The following is a 16,037-nucleotide window of genomic DNA, read 5'->3' on the forward strand; positions in this document are numbered from 1 at the left end:
GGTTTTCTCTACAATGTGGCTATGTCCCAAGATAGCAAACCCTCTAAAGTCGTTGCCGGCGCAGTCGCCGAGCCTTCCAACTTTTTACGTCAGATCATCGATCATGACTTAGCCAGCGGTGCTTTTTCACAGCGTACGAATTTAGCGGGCGAGCATATCCCATCGATCATCACTCGTTTTCCACCGGAACCAAACGGGTATTTGCATATTGGCCACGCTAAAAGTATTTGCCTCAACTTTGGCTTAGCTGCCGATTACAACCATCAAGCTGGTGGTGCGCGTTGCAATATGCGCCTAGATGACACCAACCCCGTTAAAGAAGATGTTGAATACGCTGACAGCATTCTAGATGCTGTGAAGTGGCTTGGATTTGATTGGGGTACACATCTTTATCATGCCAGCGATTACTTTGATCGACTGTATGAGTTTGCAGAAATTCTGATTCAGAATGGCAAAGCGTATGTCGATAGCCAAAGTGCGGATGATATTCATACTAATCGTGGCAACTTTGGACAAGCTGGAAAAAATAGTCCCTATCGTGAGCGTAGCCCTGAAGAAAATCTGACCCTCTTTCGCGAAATGCGCGATGGCAAGTTCAAGGATGGTGAACATGTTCTGCGTCTCAAAATTGATATGGCGCATCCCAATATCGTGATGCGTGACCCTGTGGTCTACCGTATTCGCCATACTGATCACCATCGCACCGGAAGCAAATGGTGCATCTATCCACTATATGACTTCACGCATTGCATCTCCGATGCGCTGGAGAGTGTCTCTCACTCGATTTGCACACTCGAATTTGAGAACAATCGTCCACTGTATGACTGGATCGTGAATTCACTTAAAGAATTGGGTGTCTTTAAAGACCCCGTACCTCACCAATATGAATTTGCCCGGCTCAATTTAACTTACACCATTACTAGCAAGCGTAAGTTATTGCAGCTCGTTGAAGAAAAACAGGTTGATGGCTGGGATGATCCACGGATGCCAACCATTGTTGGTATCCGTCGTCGTGGTTACACCCCAGAAAGTATTCGCCTGTTCTGTGAACGGATTGGTGTCTCAAAAGCCGATAGCTGGATTGATATGAGCACGCTCGATCAAGCCTTGCGTGATGACCTCGAGGTAAGAGCACCACGCGCAACAGCTGTCTTAAAACCACTTAAGCTGGTAGTTGAAAACTTTGATGCTGCTGCAAAAGAATCTTGTTCAGCACCGCGCCATCCTCAACACCCTGAATGGGGTAATCGTGAATTCAACTTCACCCGCGAACTCTGGATTGAGGCGGATGACTTTATGCAAGAACCGATTAAAGGTTTCTTCAGGCTCTACCCACCAATTGGCGATCAAGCTGGTAGCCGTGTGCGCCTACGTCATGGCTTTGTTGTTGAGTGCACTGGTTTTGAGACGGATGCACAGGGCAATGTCACGCAAGTCAATGTGAGCTACTTCCCAGACAGTAAGAGCGGCACCGCTGGTTCCAATAACTATAAGGTGAAGGGCAATATTCACTGGATTAGCGCTGCAGAAGCAATCCCAACCGAAGTGCGCTTATATAATCATCTCTTCACTGATCCACATCCGGATAGTGGCGATAAAAATTTCTTAGATGCCATCAATCCAAACTCTAAAGAAACAATAACAGCTTACTTAGAGCCTTGTATGAAAGATGTGAAAGCTGAAGATCGTTTTCAATTTGAACGTCACGGCTACTTTGTTGCAGATAAAACAGACTCCAAACCTGGAAAGCCTGTATTTAATCGCACAGTTGGTCTTAAGGATTCTTGGAAGTAGTCTGCAAAAAATCGGCTACGCTGGGATAACGCAGCGGAGTTTTCAACTCATGTAGTCGAGCATTTGTCACTCGTCTCGATTCCCGCATAAATGACCACAGCATCGGGCTCACCATCTGTTGCAGTTCACTAGCAGGCATGCGTGGTGGCCTATCCAAACCAAAGGCATCAGCCACTTCATCAAAGTAATCGCCCATTTTGGTTTCACTCCCATCGCAGGTATTGATAATGCGCTGTGGCTTACCGTGATATACCGCCGCGCACACTAAGCGCGCTAGATCATCACTATGAATATGATTTGAGTAAGCATCTTCCTCTGGGAGTAGCGCCGGAGTTTTAGACTGTAAGCGCTCTAGTGGCAAACGATCAGCCGCATAGATTCCGGGCACACGCAAAATGGTGACAGCCACACCATGTGCTGGCCCCCATAAACGGAGTGCCTGCTCTGCGTCTACTCTTCTCTGGGCTCGCTCACTCTGAGGGCTAACGGGGGTTGCCTCGCTCACCTTGGCGCCACGATGATCGCCATATACGCCTGTGGTGCTAACATAGATCAAGCGCCTGACGACATTGGAGCCTTGGGCTAAAATTCTCAATAGGTTGCGGGTTCGGCAATCACGATTTCCTTGGTTTTGGGGTGGCGCTAAATGAATGACGGTTTGAGCTAAACCGGATAGACGCCATAAAGTCTCTGGATGATCCAGATTCCCCAACATCGGAGTCGCGCCAACCTCCCTCAACTCCTGAAAACGATTTTGCGAAGATGTGAGTGCAAAAACTCGATGACTACGGGAAAGCTGTTTTGCTACCCGAAGACCAATGTCACCGCAGCCAATAATCAGGATTGAAGGTTTACCAAAAGATTGCATAAGTGACATCGTAACGATTTATTGAAAGGAATGAGAGTGTCTCATCAGGTCACGCTCAAAACGAGCGGCAAACAATTTACTGTAACCCAGGATGAAACCGTCCTGGAGGCCGCTCTTCGCCAAGGCATTAAGCTACCCTATGGCTGCAAAAATGGTGCCTGCGGCTCTTGTAAAGGTAAGGTCTTGGAGGGCCAAGTCAGCCATGATCAACACAGCGAGAGCGCTTTAAGCAAAGCCGATGAAACAGCAGGCGGCATCTTGTTTTGCTGCTCTCATCCACAATCCGATCTACTCATTGAAGCTCGTGAAGTCCAAGGCGCAGGCGATATCGCGATTCGGAAGATTCCTTGCCGCGTTAACACCATCATTAAGCCTAGTGACGATGTGGCGATTCTGAAGTTGCAACTTCCAGCTGCTGAACGCTTCCAGTTCTTAGCGGGGCAATACCTCGAGTTTCTTTTAAAAGACGGGCAACGTCGTGCTTATTCGATCGCCACTGCGCCCGAGCATGAAGGTCCATTAGAACTGCATATCCGCCACTTACCTGGCGGCGTATTTACAGACTTTGTATTTGGGGCTGCAACGCCAGCACTAAAAGAAAAAGATATCCTGCGTTTCGAGGGGCCCTTGGGTAGCTTCTTCCTCAGAGAGGACTCTAAAAAGCCCATCATTTTTGTCGCTGCTGGTACGGGCTTTGCGCCAATTAAATCCATCATTGAACAAATGCAAACCAAGAAAATGGATCGCCCGATTAAGCTGTATTGGGGCGGTAAGCGCCCAAGTGATCTGTATCTCCATGATCTATGCAAAACCTGGGAACAAGACATCCCCGATTTCCAATACATCCCAGTGATCTCAGACGGTTTACCAGAAGATGCTTGGCAGGGCCGGACAGGCTTTGTGCACCTTGCGGTCATAGATGACCACCCTAGCCTCAAGGACTTTCAGATCTACGCCTGTGGGGCGCCTGTCATGGTCAACACAGCCCGTGAGGACTTTTCATCCAAATGTCATCTGCCTGAGGAAGAATTCTTTGCTGATTCTTTCACTAGCGCGGCAGATTTAGCCACAAACTAATCCCCATAAAGTTAGATAATAGAAACTTCACTAGCCTTATTTAATTACCCCAGCCCAGCATGAACACTCCAGCCCCTATTGACACCCATTCAGTCATGTTTATTACTCAACGCCCAGATGTGGTGATGGTTGAGGGTGCTGGCTCATGGCTAACGGATAACAACGGCAAACGCTATTTAGATTTCTTACAAGGGTGGGCGGTAAATTGCTTGGGTCACAGCAATCCAGGAATGATTGCAGCACTAAATGCTCAAGCCAAGAAACTGATTAACCCCAGTCCAGCGTTTTATAACGAGCCGATGATTGGCTTATCCAACCTCTTGACTGCTCATAGCTGCTTTAACAAAGTCTTTTTTGCCAATAGTGGCGCCGAAGCCAATGAGGGCGCCATTAAGCTAGCCCGCAAATGGGGTCAGCTGAATAAAAATGGTGCCTTTGAAATCATCACTTTTGATCACAGTTTTCATGGTCGCACCATAGCTACCATGAGCGCCTCTGGTAAGCCAAACTGGGACACCATGTTTGCACCACAAGTTGCCGGTTTTCCGAAAGCAGATTTGAATGATTTGGAATCTGTTAAGAAGTTAGTGACGGATAAAACAGTGGCCGTGATGCTAGAGCCCGTTCAAGGTGAAGGCGGCGTCATTCCCACCACGAAAGAATTTATGCGTGAACTACGCCAGTTCACTAAAGAAAATAATATTCTGCTCATCGCCGATGAAGTACAAGCGGGCTGCGGTCGCACAGGCACCCTGTTTGCTTATCAGCATTACGGTATCGAGCCAGATATCATGACCTTAGGTAAAGGCATTGGTGGTGGCGTTCCCTTAGCAGCCTTAATGGCGACTGATGCGGTAGCTTGCTTTGTGCCTGGCGATCAAGGTGGCACCTATAACGGTAATCCTTTGATGACTGCGGTAGGCATCAGCGTCATCGAGCAATTACTGGCTCCCGGATTTTTAGAGAGCGTGAAAGCCAAGGGTGAACTACTCAAATCAGAATTACTCAAGCTTTGCGCTGAATTTAATCTGGAAGGTGAGCGTGGTGAAGGTTTATTGCGCGCCCTCATGCTCGGTAAAGATATTGGTGGCAAGCTAGTTGATTTAGCTCGTGAGCGTAGCCCTGAAGGCTTATTGATTAACTCCCCCAGACCTAACTTGTTACGCTTTATGCCAGCACTCAATGTGAGCGATGATGAGATTCATCAGATGTGCAGCATGCTACGTGAGTTGCTGAAGGAAACTGCTTAAGCAGTTTTCCTGACTACTTATTTGCCTACCTTAGTCGTCTACCTTACTGCCCCAAGTAAGCAGCACGCACTCTCGGGTCTTGGAGCAGTTCTTTGCCGGCTCCTGTAAGTGTGATCAAACCACTCTCCATCACATAAGCACGATCGGCCATCTGCAGGGCTAGACGGGCATTTTGCTCAACTAGCAGAATGGTCATCCCGTTTGCGGAAAGATTGTGAATCACATCAAAAATTGTTTCCACCATAATGGGGGATAAACCCATAGATGGCTCATCTAGCAATAAGAGCTTAGGTTCAGCCATCATCGCTCTACCCATCGCTACCATTTGTTGCTCGCCACCAGACAGCGTGCCAGCGAGTTGCGAGAGCCGCTCTTTCAGCCTCGGGAAATAAGAAAATACTTCCTCTAATTTTTGATGGATGGCTTTGGTGTCTGTTTTCAGAAATGCGCCCATCTGCAGATTTTCTAGAATGCTCATGCGCTTAAATACGCCACGCCCCTCAGGAACAAGACCTAAGCCAAGACGAACCAATTCATAAGCGGGTAGCTGATTAGTTTTGTGCGCAAGAAATTCAATCTCACCTGATGTAGGAGTCAGTAAGCCTGCAATCGCTTTCAGAGAGGAGCTCTTACCTGCTCCGTTAGCACCAATCAAGGCTACTAATTCACCTTGATTAACATGTAGGTCAATGCCTTTAACGGCATTAATGCCGCCATAGGCTACCTTGAGATCTTGCACTTGCAGCAAGGCGCTCATGACACTGCTCCCTGACCAAGATAGGCTTTAATCACTTCAGGGTGTATGCGAACATCGGCTGGCTTGCCTACAGCAATCACCTTGCCGTAATCGAGCACCGTCAAGCTATCGCAAATCCCCATCACCAAACTCACATCGTGTTCTATCAAGAGAATAGTTTTGCCATCCGCCCGAATACGCAGCAACAACTCACGCAGTTCTAATTTCTCGGTCGCATTCATGCCTGCAGCAGGCTCATCTAAAGCGAGGAGCTGAGGCTCAGTTGCTAAGGCTCTGGCAATCTCTAAGCGACGTTGATGCCCATAAGATAAATGACGCGCCTGCATCTCTGCATAATCACTCAAGCCCACGTAAGCGAGCAATGCAAGAGATTTCGCCCGAATCGCTTGCTCCTCGCGCTGCGTGGATCGAAAGCGGAAGATAGCGCCCAAGAAACCCGCCTTAGATCGGCAGTGACATCCCACCATCACATTTTCTAAAACAGACATTTCTCCAAAGAGACGGATGTTCTGAAAGGTTCTCGCTAATCCCGATTTAGTGACTTCTGAGACTGACTCTGGGAAATAGGATTGACCATCAAATAAAAAGATGCCGGAATCTGCAGGGTAGAGGCCAGTGATGACATTAAAGAAAGTAGTCTTGCCTGCGCCATTGGGGCCAATCAAACCGACAATCGATCCCTTTGGCACCTGCAAACCGACAGAATCTAAGGCTTGCACTCCACCAAAGCGTTTAGAAACATCAGTTACATCAAGTAGCAAATGAGCAGACATTATTTGCCTCCTCCTTTTTGCCAAATACCGCCTGGGCGATACAGCATGATTAGAATCAGCGCTAAGCCATAGATCAATTGACGAATCACTTCAACATCAACAATTACATGACCAAAGAGCGCCTTTTGCACTGGCTCAGCTACGCCCCGTAATACTTCTGGAAAGACTGCCAATACGATCGCGCCTAAGATCACTCCAGGAATATGTCCAATGCCGCCCAACACCACCATCGCTAAAACAACGATTGATTCCCAAAGAGTGAATGACTCAGGGGAAACAAATCCCTGAAATGCAGAAAAGAGCACCCCCGCAACGCCAGCAAATGAAGCGCCAATCGCAAAAGCGAGCAACTTCATATTGCGTGTATTGATACCCATCGCTTTAGCAGCGATCTCGTCTTCTCGAATCGCAACCCAAGCCCGACCAATACGAGAGTTCTGTAAATGCAAACACACAATGGTTACAGCAATAGCTAAAGCCAGAAAAAGGTAAAACACCAAATACAAACCCGGGATCTGTATAAAGCCCAGGTCAAGCGGTTTGGTGAATGAAACCCCAAACATCTGAATTGGATCAATCGCTGTAATACCTTTAGGGCCATTGGTGAGATTCAATGGGCGGTCTAGATTATTCATAAAGATCCGAATAATTTCACCAAAACCTAAAGTGACGATTGCTAAATAATCCCCGCGCAATTGCAAGGTGGGCAGCCCCAAAATAATCCCGAAGAGAGCGGCCAAGATGATGGAAAACACTGCCACCATCCAGGGAGAAAAATGCATGCCTTGCGGAAATGCAGAGGCAATTGTTTCAAAATGCTGAGGCAAATGTGGCGAAGCTAATAAGGCATAGCTATAAGCACCTAATGCATAAAATGCGATGTAACCTAAGTCGAGCAGACCAGCAAAACCGACAACTACATTGAGGCCAAGGGCGAGAACGATATAGAGCAAAGCAAAATCAAGCACGCGGACCCAATAGTTACCGCCACTAGCACCCACAATCCATGGCAACAGTATTAATGCAAACGCGCCTAAGTAAAGATAGGTAGATTGACTCAAATGATTTGAGACAAGCCTCCTAAGCACGGTCAGAAACCTTCTCACCCAGCAAACCAGTGGGTCGTAATACCAGCACTAAGATCAATACCAAGAAAGCAAAAATATCTTGATAGTTCGAACCAAATACGCCACCAGTGAGTTCGCCAATGTAGCCAGCGCCCAAAGACTCAATTAAACCAAGCAGCAAACCCCCAAGCATCGCACCCTGCAAGTTACCAATGCCGCCCAACACCGCCGCTGTAAAGGCTTTTAGGCCAGGAATAAAGCCCATATAAAAGTGCACATTACCGTAATTGCTAGCGATCATGACACCAGCCAAACCTGCTAGAGCACCACCCAACATAAACGTAATCGAGATCACCCGGTTTGGGTTTACCCCCATCAAGGATGCAATTTGGGTTTGCTCTGCAGTAGCGCGCATAGCCCTACCGAGTTTGGTTTTCTCAACCAAGAACAATAGGCCGCACATCACTGCCAAGGCAACCAAAATAATTACAATCTCTTTACCGGTAATCGTTGCACCAGTAGCGCCTATTTCGATAGGACTGGATGGTAATAATTGTGGGTAGGTCATCGGATTTCGAGACCAAATCAACATGGCGATTGTTTGTAACAGTATGGACATACCGATCGCAGAAATCAGTGGCGCCAAGCGTGGCGCATGACGCAGAGGGCGATAAGCAATACGCTCAATCCAATAACTCAGACCCGCACAGACAGCCATCGTGATGGGCAAGACAATCAGGAGTGTGAGCCAGCCCGGTAAATCACTAGTCAAACTCAAAATCAAGCGCAGCAATGAGAGCGAGACCATTGCGCCGATCATCAACACCTCGCCATGGGCGAAATTGATAATCCCCAGCACGCCGTAGACCATGGTGTAACCCAAGGCGATCAAGGCATAGATACTACCCAGCACCAAACCATTGATGATCTGCTGTAGAAAAATATCCATTAAAAAATATTTATCAGAAATGTAGAGCACAAAAAAAGAGCACCGCATTTGCGGCGCCCTTTTCATGTTTCTTACATATTGATGACGTCAAGAACGGTTTTCTTTTTGTCTTTAAAGTCATAGAGGGTAATGACGCCCTCTTTCATATCACCCTTACTATCAAAAGCAATATCGCCAACCAAGCCATTCATTTTAGTTTCAGGCATGACTACCAAGATCTTTGCTGGATCAGTTGAGTTGGCACGCTTCATCGCATCCACTAATACATAGACAGCGTCGTAAGTAAATGGTGCGTATATTTGTACATCAGCATTAAAGCGCTCTTTATAACGCTTTTGGAAATCAGCGCCTTGCGCCATCTTTGTGAGTGCCTTGCCTGCCTCAGAGCAAGTAACATTGACAACTGCATCGCCAGCCAATTCAGCCAGCTTCTCAGTGCACATACCATCACCACCAACAATCTTGGACTTGATGCCCAACTCAGCTGCTTGCTTCGTTAATGGGCCACCAGTTGCATCCATGCCACCGTACATGATGACATCAGGTTTGCTGCCTTTGATCTTAGTCAAAATAGCCTTGAAGTCAGTTGCTTTGTTATTGCTTGCTTCGCGCGTGACAACTTTCACACCAGCCGCTTTCACCGTCTTCTCAAACTCATCAGCTAGACCTTTGCCGTACTGAGTCGAGTCATCAATGATGGCAACTGTTTTGGCATTCAAAGTCTTGGCAACATAATTAGCTAAAGCAGGGCCTTGCTGTGCATCGGTTGCTACTAGGCGATAAGTAGTTTTAAAGCCTTGCTTGGTGTAATCTGGGTTAGTAGCGGACGGAGAAATCTGCGTAATACCAGCATCACTGTAGATTTTTGAAGCAGGAATACTAGTGCCAGAGTTCAGATGACCTACAACACCAACGACTTTTGCATCTACTAATTTTTGCGCTACTTGCGTTGCAGTTTTTGGATCTTCAGCATCATCTTCAGGCACTAAAGTGAGAACTACTTTTTTGCCATCAATCGTCAAGCCTGCTTTATTAATTTCTTCTAGCGCCAAGCGTGCGCCATTTTCATTATCTTTACCCAAGTGGGCGATAGGGCCAGTCAATGGAGCCACATGGCCAATTTTGACTTCAATACCATCTGCCGGTACAGCCGCAGATTTATCTCCGCCCTTACCGCAACCTGCCAGAATCAAGGCTGCTGCCGATACAGCAATAGCACTTTTCATAAAAATCATTTTTGATGCACTTGAATGAATCATCTACAGCTCCTTGGTTATAAATCAATACTTCAATCGACTAAATTTTTTGGCAGGGAGAATGTGACATCCTCAACTACCCCAGAGAGAGCCCTTACGCTGCGCGGCCCAAATTCTTGAATGCGCGCAACAATCGCTTGCGCCAAACTCTCTGGAGCAGATGCTCCAGCAGTCAATCCCACGCGCTTCTTGCCAGCAAACCATTCTGGTTTCAATTGATCAGGTGCATCGACCATGTAAGACGGTACACCCAATTTTTCTGACAATTCTCGCAAGCGATTGGAGTTCGAGCTAGACGCACTCCCCACCACAATGACTACCTCCACTTGAGGTGCCATAAATTTCACCGCATCTTGACGATTCTGAGTGGCATAACAAATATCTTGCTTACGCGGTTGAACAATATCAGGGAATTTTTGAGTGAGTGCCGCAACAATTTCTTTAGTCTCATCTACTGACAAAGTCGTTTGCGTGACAAAAGCTAGTTTTATATCGCCTGTAAAAGACAAATTGGCAACATCGGTCGAATTTTCAATCAAGAACACGCCTTCTTTCACTTGTCCCATCGTGCCCTCCACTTCAGGGTGGCCAGCGTGACCGATCATCAAGACCGTGTAGCCTTCTTTACACAACTTAATCACTTCGAGATGCACTTTGGTTACCAGTGGGCAAGTAGCGTCATACACCTGCAAGCCACGTTCCTCAGCATCTTTTCGCACCTCCTGAGAAACACCATGGGCACTAAACACCACAATGCCGCCCTTGGGCACCTCGTGCAACTCTTCGACAAATACGGCGCCCTTACTACGCAATTCATTCACGACATGGGCGTTATGCACAATTTCGTGACGCACGTAAATGGGTGTACCAAAGCGTGTAAGTGCTTCATTCACAATATTAATTGCACGATCAACGCCCGCACAAAAACCGCGGGGTTGCGCCATCAAGATCTCTGCGTTATCAGTTGTATTCATATATTAGAGAATAGCCACAATTTGTGCTTCAAAGGTAACCTCTCTTCCGGCCAGAGGGTGATTGAAATCAAACCAGGCGCCCTGCTCATCAATAGACTGCAAAACACCCGCATATTGAGCTCCACCCGGCGCATTAAATTCAATTACATCACCGGGATTAAATTCAGCATCGTCATCACGACCTTCTTTGAGCGCCTGCAAAGTAACCCATTGCACCAAATCTTTTTTACGCTCACCAAAACTTTCATCGGGCGATAACAAAGCACTTTTTTTATCGCCAACACTTAACCCAAGTAACACTTTTTCAAAGCAAGGTGCAAATTGTCCAGAGCCCATCAGAACCGTCGCAGGACGATCAACAAAAGTATTGATGTAATCCTCCCCGTTGGGCAGAGTAAGCCGGTAGTTGAGAGTCAAATAGGAGTTGGGCAAAACGTTAAGCTTGGTCATAAGGTAATTGTATCTAGCCCTGCGTCAGCTATGGATTCTCCCATCCCAAATTGGCCCAAAAATGAGCAACCTCGAGAAAAGCTTCGTCTGTATGGCGCCCGCTGCCTCACAGATGCTGAATTACTCGCCATCTTTTTACGGGTCGGCGTTAAGGGGAAAAGCGCTGTCACCTTAGCCAATGATGTATTGCGCTACTTTGGCAGCCTTCCTCGTCTCTTAGCCAGCACCCCTGAAGAATTGACCCGGATCCACGGCATGGGGATCTCAAAATGGTCTCAAATACAGGCTGCCTATGAACTCGTAAAGCGCAGTCTTGAGGATAGTTTGGCTCAAGGCTCGATTTTTTCATCACCAGGTCACGTTAAGGAGTTTTTACAGGCCAAAATTGGCGGTCTACCCCATGAGGTCTTTTTATGCCTTTATCTAGACTCAAACCTACATCTCATCGAGTGCCAAGAGCTTTTTAGAGGCTCCATTACTCAGACCGCCGTCTATCCCAGAGAAATCCTCAAAGAAGCGCTAGCCAGAAATGCAAGTGCCATGATCGTGGCCCATAACCATCCCAGCGGCAACCCGCTCCCCAGTTCAGCAGACCAAGAACTCACCAAGACCCTGACTAAGGCCCTCCAGTTGGTAGATATTCCGCTTTTAGACCACTGCATTGTCAGTAATAGCGGTTTTTTCTCTTTTTCAGAATCAGGCCTTATGAATATTGAGAAAAATTGATAGTAATTGCTAACTTACAATAATGAGCCGGAGATTTTTGCAGGCCTTTTGCACCCTATGAGGCTCAAACCCCAAAGCAAAAGCCAATAAGAACTAGCCCAAAATAGGCTTAGGCTGATACAATCTTCTTTTTTCGCAATTAATGGAGTTATGTCATGGCAAAAGTTTGCCAAGTCACTGGGAAGAAGCCGATGGTTGGCAACAATGTATCCCATGCAAACAATAAAACGAAGCGTCGCTTTTTGCCGAATTTGCAAAACCGTCGTTTCTGGGTTGAATCTGAAAACCGTTGGATTAGCTTGCGCTTAACCAATGCTGGCTTGCGCGTTATCGACAAAAACGGCATCGATGCTGTTTTGACTGATCTTCGTGCACGTGGCGAAATTTAAGGAGCACGCAAATGGCTAAAGGCGGCAGAGAAAAAATCAAGTTAGAGTCATCAGCAGGTACTGGTCACTTCTATACAACTTCAAAAAACAAGCGTACTAAGCCTGAAAAAATGGAGATCATGAAGTTTGATCCAACCATTCGCAAGCATGTTGCTTACAAAGAAACTAAGCTGAAGTAATTCAAATTTCATGCAAATAAAAAACCCGCTTAGTTGCGGGTTTTTTTATTGCCTCAATCTTTGCGCTCTTTTAGATCGCTACTACCTGCCTAAGCATAACGACGCAATCGCAAAGAGAACTCACGCAAGCTTGTGAGGCCGCTATCTTCAGCGCGTTGACACCAAGTATGCAACTGTGAAAGTAATTGCTCTCTGGTGGCGCTAGAACGACCCCAGATTGCCTGTAGATCACGACGCATCTCAATCATCTTACGCAGCTGTGCATTGCTCGCCATCAGCTCCTCTAACTTAGCCTTCTCATCCTCGCTCAAGCGAGACTCATCCTTAGATAACCAAGTACGGGCGTCGCTTAAATGTGAGGCCAGAACTTGCATGTGTTGCACTTCATTACTAAAGAAGTTGCGTAATGTTTTGCTATAGCGCGCCATGATTTCATAGCGATTAGCAATGATGGCCTCTAAGGTGTTTTGATCGGCAGGACGCAAATCACTCAAGACGGGTTTAGGTGGCGTTTTCTTTACTGTCGCCAAACCAACTGCACTCATCATCTGAATATAGAGCCAACCAATATCAAACTCGTACCATTTATTGGAAAGCTTAGCACTCGTTGCAAAGGTATGGTGATTGTTATGCAGTTCTTCACCACCAATCAAAATGCCCCACGGGAAAATATTGGTTGAAGCATCTTCGCAATCGAAGTTGCGATAGCCCCAGTAGTGGCCAATACCATTAATCACGCCAGCAGCTGTAATTGGGATCCACAGCATTTGCACCGCCCAGACGGTTAATCCAATACCGCCAAACAAGAACACATCAATGATCAACATGATGGCAACGCCCTGCCAAGAAAACTTGGAATAGATATTGCGCTCGAGCCAATCATCGGGAGTCCCGTGGCCAAACTTCTCCATTGTCTCTTGATTCTTAGCTTCATTTTTATAAAGCTCAGCACCACGCGAGAGGACAGTGTTAATGCCTAAAATTTGTGGGCTATGGGGATCATCCACGGTTTCACATTTCGCATGGTGCTTACGGTGAATCGAGGCCCACTCCTTAGTCACCATGCCGGTTGTCAACCAAAGCCAAAAGCGGAAGAAATGGGAAACTATCGGATGCAGATCCAAAGCCCGGTGCGCTTGGCAGCGATGCAAGAAAATGGTGACTGCAGCAATCGTGACATGGGTAACAGCCAAGGTAACCAAGGCAATCTGCCACCAAGACCAATCTAAATATCCATTGGCAAGCCAATTGAGGAATAAATCAAAACCTGAACTTGAAACTGTATTCAAAAGAGAGTCCTATTTAAGTATTAGCTCTTATTTTAGATCTTTTTAGGTCTTTTTGGGCTTATCTTTCGCTATCTCTGGGGTTTTTGGCTTTTCTGCTTTTTCCAGCTTACTACCTTTTTTCTGGAAAACAGCGCCAAAAAAGCCGTCTGTGCCATGAATATGGGGCCACAATTGCCACCACGGATTATCTGACGAGCACCCTAAAGGTAATTTATCCTTTGGAAACAAGGGCTTAAGTGCTTCAGCCGCTGGAACCACCTCAAATTCTGGGTGTTTCGCCAAGAAATCTTCTGCAATGGCTTGATTTTCTTGGGGCAAAAGACTGCAAGTGGCATAAACCAGACGGCCACCCGGCTTTAATAAGCGAGCTGCTGAACCCAAAATATTCATTTGCTTCTGATTAAGCTCTAGAACGCCTTCCGGAGTTTGACGCCACTTCAAGTCAGGATTTCGGCGCAATGTACCCATTCCACTACAAGGGGCATCTACCAAGACTCGATCAATCTTTCCAGCCAAGCGTTTGATCTTGGCATCGTTCTCACTATCGATCCATACAGGATGCACGTTTGAAAGGCCACTACGGGCTTGTCTTGGTTTTAAATTTGCCAAACGACGCTCAGATGTATCAAAAGCATAAAGGCGTCCTGTAGAACGCATCAAGGCACCAATCGCTAAAGTCTTACCGCCAGCACCAGCGCAAAAATCAACCACCATCTCACCACGCTTGGGTGCAAGTAAATATGCCAAAAGCTGACTACCTTCATCTTGTACCTCAAACATACCCGCCTTAAAGCCAGCAGTATTTTGTAATGCCGGCTTGCCCATGATGCGCACACCATCGGGTGCATATGGTGTTGGAATCGCTTGGTAGCGACCGCCCAAAGCATTCATCTGCACGAGCAATTCTTCCCGATTAATCTTCATGGTGTTCGCACGCAAATCTAGGAGTGCAGGATGCATCAATGATTTTGCAAGTTCTTCACGGGTTGCTTCACCAGGATATTTTCCAAAAGCATCCCATAACCACTCGGGTAAATTGTTGCGTACCAAAGGATTTAATGCAGCAGGATCAACCATTGGAAATCGTTGCAACCATTCATATTCACCAGGCTTGAGAACATGCGCCAAATCGGCGATAGCACTCTCGGCACGGTTCGCGGAACCCAAACCACCCTCAGACAAAGCGGACAGCAAACCCAATAGGGCTAAGCGTCTAGCCTGTGAGCCTTCACCACTGACAGCAAATTGAGAGAACTCATTTTTACGACGCAAAATAGCAAAGGCACTCTCTGCAATTAAGGCGCGATCACGATTACCGAGCTGTGGTTCTGCGCGAAAATAGCGACTCACTACACGATCTGCTGGCTGCTCAAAACTGAGTAACTCAGGAAGTAGACGCTCCAAGTGAATGGCATGCTGAGGTAATGCTTTTGCATTCGAAAAATTCTTCTGACCTTCGGGCGCAATGAGATTGCCACTCGCATTACGTCGTTCAGGACGGCGCAAGGGATCTTTAGATTTAGCAGCGTAACTTTTTTGTGAGCTTAGGCGGGTGCCGGATTTACGGGGTGGACGTTCTGCGCTCATAATTTAAAAAATTGCGATTCTGGGGGTTGTAACTTCACTTGATTACCTTCTATTCGCAATCGTCCATCAAGGAACCATTTTACGGCCCGCGGGTAAATTTGATGCTCAGCAGTTAAAACACGAGCCGCCAAAGTCTCTGCATCATCCCCATCCAGGACCGGAACAGAGGCCTGGCAAATAATAGGTCCCTCATCCACGCCCTCATTTACAAAGTGAACTGTGGCGCCATGCTCTTTAACGCCCGCCTCTAAAGCCCGCTCATGGGTGTGCAATCCTGGGAATGCTGGCAGGAGCGCTGGGTGGATATTGATTAATCGACCACCGAAATGACGAATAAAGCCTGGCGTCAGAATCCTCATAAAACCGGCTAGAACCACCAAATCGGCCCCTAAGTCATCAATTTTCTGGATGAGGGCAGTATCAAAGGATTCGCGACTTGCATGCTCTTTGTGCTCCAGGACATGGGCTGGAATACCCTGCGCGCGAGCAAAATCAAGACCTTTAGCCCCAGAGTGATTGGCGATGACCCCTGCAAACTTGACTGGCCACTGCTCTTTTTGAGCTGTTTTGACGATCGCCTCGAAATTGGATCCGCGGCCTGAGATTAAGGTAACGATAGAAAGCATGCCCACAATATAATTGATGGCTACCC

Annotated in this window: 17 protein-coding genes; 6 read left to right on the forward strand and 11 right to left on the reverse strand. The window is 47.0% G+C overall.

From position 1 onward, the window contains the following. Positions 1-21: 21 nt before the first annotated feature. Positions 22-1,794 carry a glutamine--tRNA ligase/YqeY domain fusion protein gene (locus tag C2756_RS09075; RefSeq protein ID WP_215318798.1) on the forward strand — a complete coding sequence of 591 codons (1,773 nt, stop codon included), beginning with the start codon at positions 22-24 and terminating at the stop codon, positions 1,792-1,794. Here C2756_RS09075 and C2756_RS09080 read toward each other — a convergent pair. Next, a complete protein-coding gene (locus C2756_RS09080) occupies positions 1,775-2,671 on the reverse strand; it encodes an SDR family oxidoreductase (protein WP_251372040.1) in 897 nt (298 codons plus the stop codon). The two genes, C2756_RS09075 and C2756_RS09080, sit on opposite strands and share 20 nt — an antisense overlap. 27 nt (positions 2,672-2,698) lie before the next feature. Here C2756_RS09080 and C2756_RS09085 point away from each other — a divergent pair, with 27 nt between their 5' ends. Continuing rightward, positions 2,699-3,739, forward strand: a complete 1,041-nt coding sequence (locus C2756_RS09085) for a CDP-6-deoxy-delta-3,4-glucoseen reductase (protein ID WP_215318800.1) — start codon at positions 2,699-2,701, stop codon at positions 3,737-3,739. 59 nt (positions 3,740-3,798) lie between these two features. After that, positions 3,799-4,989, forward strand: coding sequence for an acetylornithine transaminase (locus C2756_RS09090; RefSeq protein ID WP_215318801.1), 1,191 nt, complete (start codon positions 3,799-3,801; stop codon positions 4,987-4,989). Positions 4,990-5,032: 43 nt separating this feature from the next. Here C2756_RS09090 and C2756_RS09095 read toward each other — a convergent pair whose 3' ends face one another. The 7 genes from C2756_RS09095 to C2756_RS09125 form a co-directional block, all read right to left on the reverse strand. Then, positions 5,033-5,746 carry an ABC transporter ATP-binding protein gene (locus C2756_RS09095; protein ID WP_215318803.1) on the reverse strand — a complete coding sequence of 238 codons (714 nt, stop codon included), beginning with the start codon at positions 5,744-5,746 and terminating at the stop codon, positions 5,033-5,035. Further along, positions 5,743-6,519: an ABC transporter ATP-binding protein gene (locus tag C2756_RS09100; protein WP_215318805.1), complete on the reverse strand. Its 777-nt coding sequence runs from the start codon at positions 6,517-6,519 to the stop codon at positions 5,743-5,745. Before C2756_RS09100 ends, C2756_RS09095 begins: the two co-directional genes overlap by 4 nt. Continuing rightward, positions 6,519-7,580 (reverse strand): branched-chain amino acid ABC transporter permease, encoded by a 1,062-nt coding sequence (locus tag C2756_RS09105; protein WP_251372041.1) that lies wholly within the window; start codon positions 7,578-7,580, stop codon positions 6,519-6,521. The genes C2756_RS09100 and C2756_RS09105 overlap by 1 nt, the downstream gene beginning before the upstream one ends. Before the next feature lie 19 nt (positions 7,581-7,599). Next, positions 7,600-8,535: a branched-chain amino acid ABC transporter permease gene (locus C2756_RS09110; protein WP_215318808.1), complete on the reverse strand. Its 936-nt coding sequence runs from the start codon at positions 8,533-8,535 to the stop codon at positions 7,600-7,602. Positions 8,536-8,606: 71 nt separating this feature from the next. Beyond that, positions 8,607-9,770: a branched-chain amino acid ABC transporter substrate-binding protein gene (locus C2756_RS09115; protein WP_215320940.1), complete on the reverse strand. Its 1,164-nt coding sequence runs from the start codon at positions 9,768-9,770 to the stop codon at positions 8,607-8,609. A 53-nt stretch (positions 9,771-9,823) separates the two neighbouring features. Beyond that, positions 9,824-10,765: a 4-hydroxy-3-methylbut-2-enyl diphosphate reductase gene (ispH, locus tag C2756_RS09120; RefSeq protein WP_215318810.1), complete on the reverse strand. Its 942-nt coding sequence runs from the start codon at positions 10,763-10,765 to the stop codon at positions 9,824-9,826. Between the two features lie 3 nt (positions 10,766-10,768). Next, entirely contained in the window at positions 10,769-11,215 is a 447-nt protein-coding gene (locus C2756_RS09125) for a peptidylprolyl isomerase (RefSeq protein ID WP_215295723.1), read from the reverse strand. A 30-nt stretch (positions 11,216-11,245) separates the two neighbouring features. On the opposite strand from C2756_RS09125, the gene radC reads away from it, so the two are divergent. From radC to rpmG, 3 genes are all read left to right on the forward strand, one after another. Further along, the gene (gene radC, locus C2756_RS09130) at positions 11,246-11,941 is read left to right on the forward strand and encodes a DNA repair protein RadC (RefSeq protein WP_215318811.1); all 696 of its coding nucleotides are present in this window, start codon (positions 11,246-11,248) and stop codon (positions 11,939-11,941) included. 155 nt (positions 11,942-12,096) lie between these two features. After that, positions 12,097-12,330, forward strand: a complete 234-nt coding sequence (gene rpmB / locus C2756_RS09135; RefSeq protein ID WP_088526345.1) for a 50S ribosomal protein L28 — start codon at positions 12,097-12,099, stop codon at positions 12,328-12,330. Between the two features lie 11 nt (positions 12,331-12,341). Further along, positions 12,342-12,509 (forward strand): 50S ribosomal protein L33, encoded by a 168-nt coding sequence (gene rpmG / locus C2756_RS09140; RefSeq protein ID WP_015421876.1) that lies wholly within the window; start codon positions 12,342-12,344, stop codon positions 12,507-12,509. Between the two features lie 89 nt (positions 12,510-12,598). Here rpmG and C2756_RS09145 read toward each other — a convergent pair whose 3' ends face one another. The 3 genes from C2756_RS09145 to purN are packed head-to-tail and all read right to left on the reverse strand — an operon-like array spanning position 12,599 to position 16,011. Next, complete coding sequence (locus C2756_RS09145) at positions 12,599-13,798, reverse strand: acyl-CoA desaturase (RefSeq protein WP_215318812.1); 1,200 nt, start codon at positions 13,796-13,798, stop codon at positions 12,599-12,601. A gap of 42 nt (positions 13,799-13,840) precedes the next feature. Beyond that, positions 13,841-15,385: an RsmB/NOP family class I SAM-dependent RNA methyltransferase gene (locus C2756_RS09150; RefSeq protein WP_215318813.1), complete on the reverse strand. Its 1,545-nt coding sequence runs from the start codon at positions 15,383-15,385 to the stop codon at positions 13,841-13,843. Next, positions 15,382-16,011: a phosphoribosylglycinamide formyltransferase gene (purN, locus tag C2756_RS09155; protein WP_215318815.1), complete on the reverse strand. Its 630-nt coding sequence runs from the start codon at positions 16,009-16,011 to the stop codon at positions 15,382-15,384. Before purN ends, C2756_RS09150 begins: the two co-directional genes overlap by 4 nt. Positions 16,012-16,037 lie beyond the last annotated feature (26 nt).

Origin of the sequence: Polynucleobacter sp. UB-Siik-W21, from assembly GCF_018687415.1 — a bacterium.
Lineage (GTDB): Bacteria > Pseudomonadota > Gammaproteobacteria > Burkholderiales > Burkholderiaceae > Polynucleobacter.